The following is a 14268-nucleotide window of genomic DNA, read 5'->3' on the forward strand; positions in this document are numbered from 1 at the left end:
GTTATTGTTCTCCAATTTCAGATTTTAATACTTCTTGAAACTCTATGGTCTCGGCTTTAAATCGCTTTAGACGCATATTAATTGAGGTGAAAAAACCAATGGTATTAATGAACCTGTTTCTAAAAGAAGCATCTTTGCAGACAATTTCGAAAGGTTGAGCTAATTTGAAGCCCCAGCCTTCAAAATCTGATGTATCGCCTTTATAGATTGGATTGCCAGAGAAATAAGCGCTAACAGAAGAATGATAATTAACATGATAAGCCCATAGATTATTGTAGTGACTAGTTAGTTGCTCATGCTCCTCAGCTATTCGTGCAGAGTAATGACTTAAAGAATCTTGGAACGATAGAGAAAGAAGAGGGCGGTAACGATCTTGCCGTCCAAGCTGATCTAATACCTCGGTTACGAAATTAGGAAGTACATCTTCAACAAATTGAAACATTAAACTCTCTAAAGCGGCTTGATTTTCAGGTGAGTAATCGCAAGCATTCAATGCTTCTCGGCCTATTTCCATATTCTTACTACTGGCTTGGTAGTGATTTAATATTAAATTTATATTGGATATGTTTTGAGAAACTTCTTTATCTAGACGCTCTAATGAAATAATCAATTGCTTTTTATTGGTTTGAGTTTCATTCCAGTTCGCGACCTGAATACCGATAAAAACACCTACCACTACAATAAAGAAGTCGATAAAAACCGCAAACCAGTTTTGGTCTTTAACGTGTTTAGTGATTCTCCTTAGAAGCATGTATAAGTCCTTATACAGTGGGGTCTTTAAATTTGTGATTATTCATTGATATTGAGCATTTAAATCATCGCTATCGTCTATGGACTGCTATCCTGCATCATTTTACACGTTTTGAATTAATTAACCATGATCGTTTTAAAGCTTGTATTTTATTTCGATTTTACTGGCAGCAATGAACGGAATCTTGTTTAGACATCCTTTTATGGGCTTCATAATTGGAAACTATATAAATATGGTTTTAGTGCAACACTTATTTAAGTGGCTGGTGTGGTTGGCCGTGTCCATAGTAGTAGTTTACAGGTATGAAACACTCAAAAAACATTAAGTACTTCGCGCTAGATAAAATCCATAGTCGATACTAAAAAAATATATAATTTTTTTGCGGATTAACCCATGATTAACCAAGGCAATAATAAGATTAAGCGACTGTTAATTTTTACTAGGACTAATACTATGTCGCATTCCCCCCGAATTCTTTTTTTCTTATTGTTTTTAATAGCTTTTTTCGTTCTTGTAGGTTGCTCTTCGGACTCTAGAAGCACCCCTGAAATTGATGATAGTCTTTCCCTAAAGGAGCAACTCCAAATTGTAGTTGATAATGCAGTTGATAGTGGCCTGCCAGGTATTTCACTGCATGTTCAACGTGGTAATGAAAACATTAGTGTTGTTGCTGGTGTTATAAATTTAGAAACTGAAGAAGCAGTCACTAGTTCTAGTTTGTTTCACGTTGGCAGTACTGGCAAGGCTTTTGTAGCTACTTTGATCCTCCGGTTAGTCGACGCTGATTTTCTGCAGCTAAATGATCCCATCGATAAGTGGCTTGATCCTGCAATGAGTTCTATGATTGCTAACTCAGACAAGATTACTATAGAAATGTTGTTAGCACACACAAGCGGTATTGAAGATTATTTTGATGTTGAGTTTGCCGCCATCTTTGGGGCTTCGGCTGGAAAAATTTGGCCGCCGATGGAATTGCTTGAATATATTAATAACACTGAAAATCTGTTTGAGCAAGGAACACAGTTTAGCTACTCTAATACAAACTATGTATTACTTGGCGTTGTCGCAGAACGTATTACCGGTTTATCGATTGGAACAGCTTTGCGTCAATGGGTATTCGAGCCAGCGGGACTTGAAAATACTTTCGGCGTGTTTGAGAATCTAGGTCAACCCTTAACAACGCGTGGATACTTCCCTGCAGATTTACGCGATGCTTTAGGGAATGCTGACTTACCAATTATCGGTTCGGCTCTAGATACTACGGTTTTAATTAACTCTGAAGGACTAGGCGATGCGCCCCTCCACTCAAGCCCAAGCGACCTAAACACTTTTATACGGACTTTACTCGATACTGACATACTGCTATCCGAAGAACTTAAGGAAAAGATGATCACAGAATCGTTTCCTGGGGTATCAGGATTTGGAGCAGGTTTATTCATAAAAGATGACGGCAACAGATTAGGGCATGGCGGAAGAGGAATAGGATTATTCGCGGAAATGGATTATATACCCTCGGAGAATATAAGCTTTGCTACCACTGTAAATGCTGGATTCGGAGATTATGACACTCTCTATAATGAATATTTATATCAATTGTATTTTGTTCTGGAGAACAGCCAATAGGTAAATGAACCTCTCACGCACATAACTCCGCTTTTATATTTAGTAAGCGGAGTTCCTTTAGAAAATATAAAAAACTTCTCATCGGGAAGTTAAACTATTAGGATTAATAAAATGCAATCACCAATAGATAGAAAATTATTGTCGTCACTGCTCCCTAGATTCCAATTTATAACAATACCAACATTACTTAGCTTTATTTTAATAGCAGAAGCTAATGCAATAGTTGTTCGGCATGATATTCCACCTGAAAGCTTTATAGTTGAGGAAAGTGATTTTCCGGCAATTTTCCCTTTACACGATGACGGCAATGTTAAAGATTGTGTTGCAACACTAATTGCGCCCACATGGGCAGTGACAGCTGCACATTGCATATCTGATTTTGATAAAAAACGAATTTCTGAGACACCCCATATTGTTAAGCTATTGCAGGATAAGTATGGAATAGTTGATTTTTTTTATCCTAAAGAGTTTCGAGATGATAACAAGGCTGCCAAAAGCATTAGCATTGGTGGTTTAATTCATATCACTGAATCTGACAATATTAACTATGAATATGATATCGCGCTCCTTAAGTTTTCTAAACCCGTAAAAAATATAAACCCCATTCCGTTATACGAAGGAAAAAAAGAAGTGGGCAAAAAAGTAATATTCTTAGGCTGGGGGGATTATTCGACAGGTGATACTGGTATCAATAGATTTTTTTCATTCAATGATAGAAAACTTCGTAGAGTTTCTAATAAAGTTGACGCCGTTAGTGAAACTCAGTTGTATTTCGATTTCGATGATCCTAAATCAACTAATAGTGATGCTTTGCCATTAGAAGGGATCAGTGGGCCTGGTGACAGCGGAGGACCTGCTTTGCTTAAAACAGCTTCCGGTTATGCGATTTTAGGTATTAGCTCTAGAGGAAATTATAGTGACTCTCTAAAGTCTAAACCGTTTAACACTGGTAAGTATGGTTGGTTAGAGTTTTATACTAGGGTATCAGGCTTTTCGAAATGGTTAAATGATACAATGTCATCACAAACAGATTAAACTTTAGCTTATAAGTGATTTCTTTATTAGAGCACCATCAAAAATAAGGATAAGTTTTGACAAAACAATCCAAGCCGTCAAGTTCGACTCCACTAAGACTTCTTATCGTAGAGGATGATGTTGCACTTGCTAATTCAATAATCGAATGGTTTGAACTTGACGGCCACAGTTGTGATTATGTCGCTGATGGCAAAGCCGCTATTTCTCTTTTATCTCGAGTAGACTTTGATGTAATACTTTTGGACGTGAGCTTACCATATATTGATGGGCTTGAAGTTGCTCGTCGGTTACGTCAAGTAGGCAATTCGACGCCTATCTTAATGCTTACTGCTCGAGATGCTATTGAAGATCGCGTTACAGGCCTTGATTCAGGAGCAGATGACTATGTAGTTAAGCCATTTGCTTTAATTGAAGTATCAGCACGGGTTCGTGTGTTGTCTAAGCGTCGAACAGGTGAAGTACAGCGTTTGTCTATTGGTTCACTTGAATTACTCCTCGATGAGCATCGTGTTTTTAGAGAAGGGCAAGAAATTGACTTATCCCCTATAGGATGGCGATTGATAGAAACCCTTGCACGCTCATGTCCTAATTCAGTTGATCGAGAAACTCTAAGCTTTGCAGCATGGCATGATGAGCCGCCAGAGACAAATAATTTAAAAGTGCAAATGTTTAAGCTACGCAAGGCAATTGATAAACCGTTTAAGTCGTCAGTAATTGAAACCGTTAAAGGTAGAGGTTATCGTTTGCTTGCAAAAGGTACGCCAAATGATTGAAGGAGCTATTAATATCTGATGTCTATCGGGAAATTATTGAGACTGGCGCTACTGAGTATAACCTTAATAATGGTTATCGGTTACACTTGGTTAATGGAAGGGAATCTAGCTTCGGGAGTGCTATTGAGTTCCGAGATTCGCTTGAATCGCACAGCGGATGCTTGGATAAAAAATAGACCTGACTTTTTACAATACTCTCAACAAGAAAACCTTAACGATAATAAATCTAAACTCCCAGCTGATGGAACACCTATTGTCTATACTCGTGAGCAGTTTTTACCGGCTACTGTTAAGAAACATTTACCCGAAAAACTAGTTAATGGACAGTTTACGATTATTGAAACTGACGAACTTGGTTTGCTAAATGTAGGTTATTTACTGCATTTATTTAGAACCTTGCCTAGTGGTCAAGATTTGCATGTTGTACAACGACTGATGCTCTCAGACTATGAAGTGGAGCGGGTGCAACAGTTTGATGTGTTAATGGATAAACGAGCTTTAATACCAGGCGCTTTGTTTGTTTTTACTACTCTGTTTATTATATTTTTGTTTGGACGCCATGTGTCGAAAACAACAACTCGACTTTTAATTTGGTTTGAAAATTTATCCATCCAATCGTTACCAGATAAACCGCCCAAGCTATCGCTTTTAGAAATGAATCGGATCGCTGAAGCTAGTCTTGATGCCGTCAAGCGCGAAGCAGAAGCCGTTGAGCATCGTCATCGATTTTTACGTTTTGCAAGTCATGAGTTACGAACACCCTTGGCTATTGCTTCAGCCAATACAGAACTGCTTTCAAGGCATGGTGTGGATGTGAAGGGTGTCACTGCTCTTGCTCGACTGGAAGAATCACTAAAAAACATGAGAAGTTTAACAGAAGCACTGCTTTGGCTAGGCCGCGGTGAAGCCTCCTTACCTGCCCCTGAGCCAGTTGACTTGCTTAGCTTGGTGAGCAGCATTATTGAAGAAAATAGTACCCAGGCAAAAAATAATAATGTGGTAGTCGAAGTTGTCAAGCCATTGAATAAACCGATAGTACAACCTCGGGTATTACTGATGATTCTTTGTTCAAATTTAATTGATAATGCTATTCGCTACACTCGAGATGGTCGAGTAGAGATACGTCTTAGTGAACAAAGTATTGAGATCGAAAATAGAGGTAATCAGCTTGGAGATGGTATAGCAGGTAGTGGACATGGGCTGGGTTTGCAGCTTGTTGCGTGGGTGGTAGAGCGGGCCAATTGGCAATGGGAACAAGATGGAGGCGAAATGTTCAGGTGTCACCGTATTTGTTTGAGTACGGCGGATTAGCTATGATCAAAATAAATCTATGAAATAATTAGTCCAAACAGGTGTTTTTAAGATTCAATCAAATTAATTGAAAGCTTGATAAAATAAGGGCTGAAAGCTTGTTTGTAGGGATTAAAAATGGTTTAATTCGCGCCGAGATTGAGATAGCTATAGATTATTGATTTATCATTTCTTTCTTAATGAACTGTAACTTGTTGATTTTCAATAAGATTACTTAAATAAAACACACACGAACCGTCACATTGGTCGGGGTGCAAATCGTAAGATTTGTCGGCTTAATGGGGTTTGTGGAGGCTTAACCCGAAATTCGGAGAAAAATTATGTCTAAAGTTAGTATGCGTGACATGCTACAGGCGGGTGTGCACTTCGGTCACAAAACTCGTTTCTGGAACCCTCAAATGCGTCCATACATTTTCGGCGCGCGTAACAAGGTTCACATCATCAACTTGGAGCAAACGGTTCCAATGTTCAACGATGCTCTTAACTACTTAGGTAAAGTGGCGTCGAACAAAGGTAAAATTCTTTTTGTAGGTACTAAGCGTGCCGCTGGTAGCATCGTTAAAGAAGAAGCGACTCGTGCGGGTCAGTTCTTCGTAGACAAGCGCTGGTTGGGTGGTATGTTGACAAACTACAAAACTATCCGTGGTTCAATTAACCGCTTAAAAGATCTTGAAAAACAGTCTGAAGACGGTACTTTCGAGCGTTTGACGAAGAAAGAAGCTTTAATGCGTTCTCGTGAAATGACCAAGTTAGAAGCCTCTATCGGCGGTATCAAGAACATGGGCGGTCTTCCAGACGTACTATTCGTAGTAGACGCAGACCACGAAAACATCGCCATCGCAGAAGCGAACAAGATGGGTATTCCAGTAGTTGCGGTAGTAGATACCAACACCAACCCTAAAGGCGTTGATTACATCATCCCAGGTAACGATGATGCGATCCGCGCGATTCGTTTGTACTGTGGCGCAGTTGCTGACGCTGTTCTTGACGGTAAGCAGGCGAGCGCGACTACGGCCGACTCAAGCGAAGAGTTCGTAGCTGAAGAATAATCGCACTGGCTGCAAAGTCTGATAACTGCGTTAGAAGCCTTATTAAAAATACTCGATTACCAGTTTGGTAACCTCCGTTTTTTAAAAGGCTTCTGCCTTGTTCTAAAACTTTTCGCTCAGCGCGATACCGAACATAGATTTTGCAGTTGCTTTATTCTTAATGGCGATTTTTAAATAGTACATTACCGTACCAAATTTGAATCTATTGAATTTCTGATGAATGGCGCAATATAGGGTTCTATATTCAATCGCCATTGGTCAAACCGGAGAAAATATCATGGCAATTACTGCTGCATTAGTTAAAGAATTACGCGAGCGCACTGGCGCTGGCATGATGGAGTGTAAAAAAGCTCTAGTTGAAACTAACGGTGACATCGAAGTTGCAATCGACAATATGCGTAAATCTGGCGCTGCTAAGGCTGCTAAGAAAGCGGGTCGTGTTGCGGCTGAAGGTGTTATCTTGTCGCGCACGGGTAACGGTGCTGGCGTTTTAGTAGAAATCAACTCTGAAACTGACTTCGTTGCGCGTGACGAAAACTTCTTAGCCTTCGCTAATGGCGTGGCGGATTTAGCGTTAGAAAAAGGTATCAGCGACGTTGAAACTTTAAATGCTACTGAAATGGCATCTGGCGAAACGGTTGAAACTGCTCGTGCTAATTTAGTTGCTAAAATCGGCGAGAACATCACTGTACGTCGCGTAACTAAAATTGAAGGCGAAAATCTTGGTGGTTATATCCACGGCGGCCGTATCGGCGTTTTGGTAAACATGAACGGTGGCTCTGAAGAATTGGCAAAAGACGTTGCGATGCACGTTGCTGCTGCTAACCCACAGTTCAACAAAGCTGACGACGTTGATCCTGCGGTAATCGAGAAAGAAAAATCGATTATTCGTGAATTACCAGACATGGCTGGTAAGCCTGAGAACATCGTTGAGAAAATGATCGGTGGTCGTATCAACAAGTTCATCGGTGAAATCACTTTAGAAGGCCAAGCTTTCGTTAAAGATCCTTCAACTACAGTTGGTAAGCTAGTGAAAGCTGCTGGTGCTGACGTAGTATCTTACACTCGTTTCGAGGTAGGTGAAGGCATAGAAAAGAAAGAAGAAGATTTTGCTGCAGAAGTAGCAGCTCAAATGGGTGCTTAACTTCTATTAAGAAAACCGTTTGAAGTTCTTCTAGTAAGAGCGAAAAGCCGCTTCTCTGATAAAGAGCAGCGGCTTTTTTTGTTTATATACTGTTTTAATACACTCATAGTGTATAGACAAATAATGGAAAAAGGATATAATAATAGAAGTTAAGCGATTTATTGTCTCAAAAGGCTTTTTATGATAAAAAAATACACCTTTGAAAACTTCCAATCATATCTTGAAGAGTGTCATGTAGATTTTACGGTTAATAAAAAATCCGCTCATTCTTATTACGATTATGAACTAGAGGATGGCTCAAAAATTGCTAAAGTGATGGCTGTTTTAGGTGCAAATGGATCTGGAAAATCTAATTTGTTGAAGCCGTTATCATTTTTATCTTGGTTTATACCTAATTCTTTTGGCAGTTTAGAGCGTAATGAAGGTATACCAATTCTTCCTTATTTATTAAATCAAGAATGCTCAACCAAAATTGAGTTAGAGTTTTTAGTGCCTCGATTCTCTGACGGAAGTGAGGAAGTTGAGTATAAGTATTTCATTGAGCTTAATGAAAGAATGGTTTTAAATGAATCATTAAAAGTAAAGACATCTAAACTTTATTCAAATGTTATTTCTCGTACTTATAATGAAAATATAGGTAAATACGATGTAAAAAACAGTGCAGACTATGGCGTGGATTTAAAGAGAACCGTGCTAGAGAAAGCTCCAGAAAACTGCTCTATTATTTCGTACATACTCACCTTGCTATCAGAGGACGACCTCCTCACGGATAAGACCAATAGCTGTACAGCGTTAGCTGCTAAATATTTCCAAGCTAATAGTACCAATATCAGAGCTATCGGTAGGAGCCCTTTCCATGAAACTATGGACGATGCAACTGATTTCTATTTAGAACACCCAGATTTTTTTGAAAAGATTAAGTCGCTCTTAATGAAATATGATCTTGGTATCTCTGACATTAAATTAGAGCAAAAGATTTTATTAGATAGTCGAACTGGGAAAGAAACGGAAAAAGTAATCCCTATTTTCTTGCATGAAGTAGATGGTGGATCTTTTGAAATCCCAATCTTTTTAGAATCTAGTGGTACACAAAGTGCATATTGTATCTTAGCTATTATTACTGAAACTCTTGCATCAGGCGGCGTTGCTATTCTTGATGAATTTGACAATGACTTGCATCCATTATTAACAATGGAGATTATTGAGTTATTTAAAGATGACTCTATAAATATTAATAACTCACAATTATTGTTTAATACTCATACAGTAGAAGTTTTGAAAATGCTCAGAAAGCAGCATTGCTATCTTGTCGAGAAGAAAGATGGCAAGTCAGAAGCATATCGAGCCGATGAAGTAGAAGGTCTACTAGCAAGGGATAATTTATACGCAAAATACATATCGGGTGCTTTAGGTGCTGTGCCGGAGTTTGATTAAAAATGGCACGACGAATCAGGCGACCAATAAAAGAAACTTTAGTTATAGTTACTGAAGGGCAAGCTGATGCAGCATTTACAAATCATTTAAAATCTATATATGGTGTTGGAAACCCTAAAGTAACTGCTAAATCTGCAGGTGGCAAAGGTCCTAGCAATGTAATAGGAGATGCTATTGGAACACATAAAAGCTATGGCTGCGACAGAGTGGCTTGCTTGCTAGATACAGATTTAGATTGGCCTGTGACTAAAAGAAAACAAGCACAACAGAAAAAAATTCGATTAATTGGATCAACACCGTGTTTAGAAGGTTTGTTATTGAACATTTTGGGTATCGATGTGCCGCAATTAAGTGATGATTGTAAAGCTATCCTTCATCCTATGCTTGCAGGTAAGCCCACAGATAAAAATAGCTATGCGATATTATTTACAGAAGAAGTTTTAAATTCTGCTAGAGAACGTGTAGAAAGTTTGGATACGCTAATAAAAATTATTGCAGGTGAATTAAAGTAAATGGTAGGCAGTTGTTATTTGAGAATTGCCTGCTTGTCGTTACCAAACTATAATCCCTACAATCAAATTATAAGGAGTCATCATGCCTGAACTTGCCTATCAACGAATTCTTTTAAAACTTAGCGGTGAAGCGCTGCAGGGCGAGCAGTCGTTTGGTATCGATCCGGCTATTTTGCAGCAGATGGCGGATGAGATTAAAGAAATCACGGCGATGGGCGTTGAAGTGGGGGTGGTGATTGGTGGCGGTAATATCTATCGTGGTCAGGCGTTATCTGAGGCGGGCATGAACCGCGTTACAGGCGATCATATGGGGATGTTGGCTACTGTGATGAATTCTTTGGCTTTGCAAGATTCATTAGAGCGCAACAAGGTTCCGGCTAAAGTATTATCAGCTATGCCGATTGATGGGGTTTGTGAAGGCTTTTCTCGTCGCGGCGCTATTAATGCCCTAGAGAAGGGTAAAGTCGTGATTTTTTGTGCGGGAACCGGTAATCCATTCTTTACTACTGATACTGCGGCTTGTTTACGCGGTATTGAGATTGAAGCGGATTTAATCTTAAAAGCAACCAAGGTCGATGGGGTTTATAACGCCGATCCGGCCAAAGATCCTAATGCGGTCAAATATGACCAATTAAGCTACAAAGAAGCCTTAGATAAAGAGTTGGCAGTTATGGATTTAACCGCGTTCCACTTGGCGCGTGACCATAATAAATACCTGCGTGTCTTTAATATGACCAAAAAAGGTGCTTTGCAGAATGTGATTGCAGGGCAGGCTGAAGGGACTTTGGTGCATCCTTAAACTATTTATCAGCGTCATTCCCGCGCAGGCGGGAATCATGTTGAAAATTAAGTGGTTAAGCTTATTGATTCCCACTTTCGTGGGAATGACGATATCAGTAATAAATCATTATTTTACTTAGAATTTAGTCCATTTTAGGGCATAATATGCGCCTTGCGCTGGCAAGCTAGATTTAACTGGCTGGTGCGAATTGAATTAGAACGATTTTAGGAGTTTGCAGTGATCAACGATATTCATCAAGATGCCGAACAACGTATGGATAAGTCTCTTGAGGCTTTGAAAAGCGCATTAACCAAGGTTCGTACTGGCCGCGCGCACCCAAGCTTACTTGAGCATATTATGGTGCCTTATTATGGCGCTGATACTCCTATTTCTCAGGTAGCGAGCATTTCGGTTCAAGAAGGCCGTACTTTGGTGCTGCAAATTTTCGACAAGGGTGCAATTGAAGCGACTGAAAAGGCCATTTTAAAGTCGGATTTAGGCTTAACGCCAAACGTTGCCGGCCAGGTCATTCGGATTACTTTGCCACCGCTAAACGAAGAGCGTCGTCGTGAGTTGACCAAGGTTGTTGGTGGCGAAGGCGAAAATACCAAGGTTGCGATCCGTAATATTCGTCGCGACGCTAATTCGACTTTAAAAGATTTGGAAAAAGAGAAAGAAATTTCCGAAGACGAGTTGCGCGCTGCTGAATCGAATATTCAATCGCTAACTGACGATATGATCAAGGCCGTTGATAATATGGTTGCGGATAAAGAAGCAGAATTAATGGAAATCTAATTTAAGAGGGCTTTCTTTGCTGATACTGCGTTAAAGCTTTTGTTCAGGTGCTCATTTGCCTATGCAAACTCCGCGCCTTCACTAAAAGCTTTGCCTTGTCTCAGCTTTGCTATCCCACTTAAATGGTTGCCTAAATGGCCGCGGAGAATCGCGGCTTTATTGTATTTATAAGTTATTGATTTAATTGAAGATGAGTGATACTAAGCCTTACATTCCAGAGAGTTTGCAACATATTGCTATCATTATGGATGGTAATGGTCGCTGGGCGCAGAAGCGTGGTAAAAAGCGCGTGATGGGGCATAAGGCGGGGATGGAGCGAGCTCGTGAAATGGCGGAATATTGTGGCGAGCAGGGCATAAAGGTTTTAACCTTGTTTGTTTTTTCCAGCGAGAATTGGAAGCGTCCTCCAGAAGAAGTCAGTTTTTTGATGGACTTGTTTGCTACTAGCTTAAAAAACGAATCGAAAAAACTGCATAAGAATAATGTAAAATTGATCGTTATTGGTGATAAGTCGGGTTTCGATAAGCGCTTGCAAAAGGCGATTGATAAGGCCGAAGACTTAACCAAAGATAACGATGGTTTATTACTGCAAATTGCCGCCAATTACGGAGGTCGTTGGGATATCGCACAAGCGGCGACACAATTAGCCCAAGCGGGCATCACCGAAATCAGCGAAGAGATGCTTTCGGACAAAATGGTTACCGCTGGCATTAATGAGCCTGACTTGATGATTCGTACTGGCGGCGAGAAACGCATCAGTAACTTTTTAATCTGGCAAACCGCCTATTCGGAGCTGTATTTTAGCGATGCACTTTGGCCTGATTTTGATAGTCTTGAGTTGCAAACGGCGATTGATGATTTTGCTAAACGGCAAAGACGGTTTGGCCAAACGGGCGAACAAATAAGCTAACACGACAGGAATTTTTAATGTTAAAACAACGAGTTATTACCGCTTTATTGTTATTGCCTTTGGCAATCATCCTGTTGTTCTATCCGTCGTTACCAACCTTTTCTTTAATTTTGACCCCAGTGTTTGGCATTTTAGCGTGGGAATGGTCAGGTTTATTGCAGACTAATAAAGCTGTAGTGAAATACGGCTTTGTCTTTGGCACTTTAGCCATTGTTAGCTTTTTCTTTTACCAATTACTAAACATGGGCTTTTTCGAGTCGCCTAACCATCTGTTTATCAAAAAAGCGGGTTTGGGTTTAGTCGATGTCTATCCGTTTAAAGCATTGGCGGTTGCAGCCTTAGTTTGGGCTTTGGCCTTTGTCTTGGTGTTGATGTTTCCAAAAGGCACGAAACTGTGGACTCGCGGCGCGGCGCTGAGAATGCTCTTTGGCTGGGTGATGTTGGCTGCGGCTTGGTTGGCGGTGGTGATGATCCGCTCTAGCCAAATCGAGACAGATTTTTATCATGGTGGTTTCTCATTATTGCTCATGTTCTTGATTATCTGGGGCGCGGATGTGGGTGCTTATTTTGCTGGTAAAACCTTAGGTAAGCATAAGTTATCGCCAGTGGTGAGCCCCAACAAAACTTGGGAAGGTTTTTTTGGCGGGATGCTAACGGCAGTGTTGGTGGCTTACGGCTTGGCAACTTATATGGGCATGCCCTTGCCGCTGAAATACTTTATCCCGTTTGTGCTATTACTGGTGATTGTGTCGGTCATTGGTGATTTGTTCGTCTCGATGCTTAAGCGTCAGGCTGGAGTTAAAGATACCAGCAATATTTTGCCAGGACACGGTGGCTTGCTTGATCGTTTGGATAGCACCTTATCGGTAGCACCATGTTTTGTGATTTTATTGCTATGGCTTAGAGGCGGTTTATAAGCGTTATGGCAGTTCTTAAAGAGCAGATCACGGTTTTAGGCGCTACCGGCTCGATTGGCGTTAATACCCTTGATGTGTTAGCGCGTCACTCCGAAAAGTATCAGATCTTCGCGCTCACCGCTCATCAGAATTTGCAACGGTTAAAAGAACAATGCCTTAAGTTCAAGCCACGCTATGCGGTGATAACCGATAGTCAGAAGGCTGAGTTGTTAGCTGAAGTTTTAGCCAGTCATCAGCTAGAAACGCAAGTTTTATCCTCAGCTGAGGATTTAGCTATGGTTGCTAGTCATGCGCAAGTGGATACGGTGATGGCGGCTATCGTTGGTGCGGCAGGTTTGTTGCCAACGCTAGCGGCGGTTAAGGCCGGTAAAAAAGTCTTGCTAGCCAATAAAGAAGCCTTGGTGATGTCAGGTGCTATTTTTATGCAGGCGGTTAAAGCGTCAGGCGCGACCTTGTTGCCGATTGATAGCGAACACAATGCGATTTTCCAGTGTTTGCCAGAGCATTTTGTTACGCGCGGAATCCAGTCCTGTGGAATTGAGAATATTGTTTTGACTGGCTCTGGTGGGCCGTTTTTAGAAAAGCCACTGGAAGAGTTTGCGGCGATCACGCCGGATGAAGCCTGTGCTCACCCCAATTGGGATATGGGGCGCAAAATTTCGGTGGACTCTGCGACTATGATGAATAAGGGCTTGGAGTTGATCGAAGCCTGTTGGTTGTTTGACGTCGAGCCTGCTGATATTGAGGTGGTTCTACACCCACAAAGCATTATCCATTCGATGGTACGTTATCAAGATGGCTCGGTTTTGGCGCAAATGGGCAATCCCGATATGCGCACGCCTATAGCCCATGCGCTGGCCTTTCCTGAGCGGATCGAGGCGGGGGTGGCGCCGTTAGATTTTATGCAAATTTCTCAGCTGAGCTTCGATAGACCTTGTTTTGAGCGCTATCCATGTCTGCAGCTGGCAAGTCAGGCGATGATTCAAGGCGGCAATATGCCGGCGACCTTAAATGCGGCCAACGAAGTGGCGGTGGAGGCTTTTTTAAATGAGCAGATAGCTTTTACTCAGATTTCGCAGGTGATTCAGCAAGTGTTAAGCCAAACCGACTATGCTGAAGTGGCGGATTTACAGGCTGTATTAGTGGCAGATGCTGCTGCGCGGCAAATGGCACAACAGGTTATAAGCAACAAATAAATTGTTAGCGTGAATTTTTAGCATAAACTGTTAAGTA

At 40.9% G+C, this 14268-nt stretch carries 14 protein-coding genes; 13 read left to right on the plus strand and 1 reads right to left on the minus strand.

Annotated features, from left to right (window positions below; all coding sequences use genetic code 11):
• Position 1 precedes the first annotated feature (1 nt).
• Positions 2-676 carry a hypothetical protein gene (locus tag NFS34_RS08085; protein WP_251359452.1) on the minus strand — a complete coding sequence of 225 codons (675 nt, stop codon included), beginning with the start codon at positions 674-676 and terminating at the stop codon, positions 2-4.
• Between the two features lie 468 nt (positions 677-1144).
• On the opposite strand from NFS34_RS08085, the gene NFS34_RS08090 reads away from it, so the two are divergent.
• From NFS34_RS08090 to ispC, 13 genes are all read left to right on the plus strand, one after another.
• Entirely contained in the window at positions 1145-2374 is a 1230-nt protein-coding gene (locus tag NFS34_RS08090; protein ID WP_251359454.1) for a serine hydrolase, read from the plus strand.
• Positions 2375-2485: 111 nt separating this feature from the next.
• The gene (locus NFS34_RS08095; RefSeq protein ID WP_251359455.1) at positions 2486-3409 is read left to right on the plus strand and encodes a trypsin-like serine protease; all 924 of its coding nucleotides are present in this window, start codon (positions 2486-2488) and stop codon (positions 3407-3409) included.
• Between the two features lie 56 nt (positions 3410-3465).
• Positions 3466-4182: a response regulator transcription factor gene (locus NFS34_RS08100; protein ID WP_251359456.1), complete on the plus strand. Its 717-nt coding sequence runs from the start codon at positions 3466-3468 to the stop codon at positions 4180-4182.
• An 18-nt stretch (positions 4183-4200) separates the two neighbouring features.
• Entirely contained in the window at positions 4201-5493 is a 1293-nt protein-coding gene (locus NFS34_RS08105; protein ID WP_251359457.1) for a HAMP domain-containing sensor histidine kinase, read from the plus strand.
• Positions 5494-5813: 320 nt separating this feature from the next.
• The gene (gene rpsB / locus NFS34_RS08110; protein WP_251359459.1) at positions 5814-6542 is read left to right on the plus strand and encodes a 30S ribosomal protein S2; all 729 of its coding nucleotides are present in this window, start codon (positions 5814-5816) and stop codon (positions 6540-6542) included.
• Between the two features lie 277 nt (positions 6543-6819).
• Positions 6820-7686: a translation elongation factor Ts gene (gene tsf, locus NFS34_RS08115; RefSeq protein ID WP_251359460.1), complete on the plus strand. Its 867-nt coding sequence runs from the start codon at positions 6820-6822 to the stop codon at positions 7684-7686.
• 180 nt (positions 7687-7866) lie between these two features.
• The gene (locus NFS34_RS08120) at positions 7867-9120 is read left to right on the plus strand and encodes an ATP/GTP-binding protein (protein ID WP_251359461.1); all 1254 of its coding nucleotides are present in this window, start codon (positions 7867-7869) and stop codon (positions 9118-9120) included.
• Between the two features lie 2 nt (positions 9121-9122).
• Complete coding sequence (locus NFS34_RS08125; protein WP_251359463.1) at positions 9123-9632, plus strand: hypothetical protein; 510 nt, start codon at positions 9123-9125, stop codon at positions 9630-9632.
• An 82-nt stretch (positions 9633-9714) separates the two neighbouring features.
• Complete coding sequence (pyrH, locus tag NFS34_RS08130) at positions 9715-10431, plus strand: UMP kinase (protein WP_251359465.1); 717 nt, start codon at positions 9715-9717, stop codon at positions 10429-10431.
• A gap of 219 nt (positions 10432-10650) precedes the next feature.
• Positions 10651-11208 carry a ribosome recycling factor gene (gene frr, locus NFS34_RS08135; protein ID WP_251359467.1) on the plus strand — a complete coding sequence of 186 codons (558 nt, stop codon included), beginning with the start codon at positions 10651-10653 and terminating at the stop codon, positions 11206-11208.
• Between the two features lie 190 nt (positions 11209-11398).
• Positions 11399-12118 carry a polyprenyl diphosphate synthase gene (gene uppS, locus NFS34_RS08140; RefSeq protein ID WP_251359468.1) on the plus strand — a complete coding sequence of 240 codons (720 nt, stop codon included), beginning with the start codon at positions 11399-11401 and terminating at the stop codon, positions 12116-12118.
• Between the two features lie 17 nt (positions 12119-12135).
• Complete coding sequence (locus tag NFS34_RS08145; protein ID WP_251359469.1) at positions 12136-13035, plus strand: phosphatidate cytidylyltransferase; 900 nt, start codon at positions 12136-12138, stop codon at positions 13033-13035.
• Between the two features lie 5 nt (positions 13036-13040).
• Complete coding sequence (gene ispC / locus NFS34_RS08150) at positions 13041-14231, plus strand: 1-deoxy-D-xylulose-5-phosphate reductoisomerase (RefSeq protein ID WP_251359470.1); 1191 nt, start codon at positions 13041-13043, stop codon at positions 14229-14231.
• The last annotated feature ends 37 nt before the right edge of the window (positions 14232-14268 follow it).

Source organism: Kangiella sp. TOML190, assembly GCF_023706045.1.
Taxonomy (GTDB): Bacteria; Pseudomonadota; Gammaproteobacteria; order Enterobacterales; family Kangiellaceae; genus Kangiella.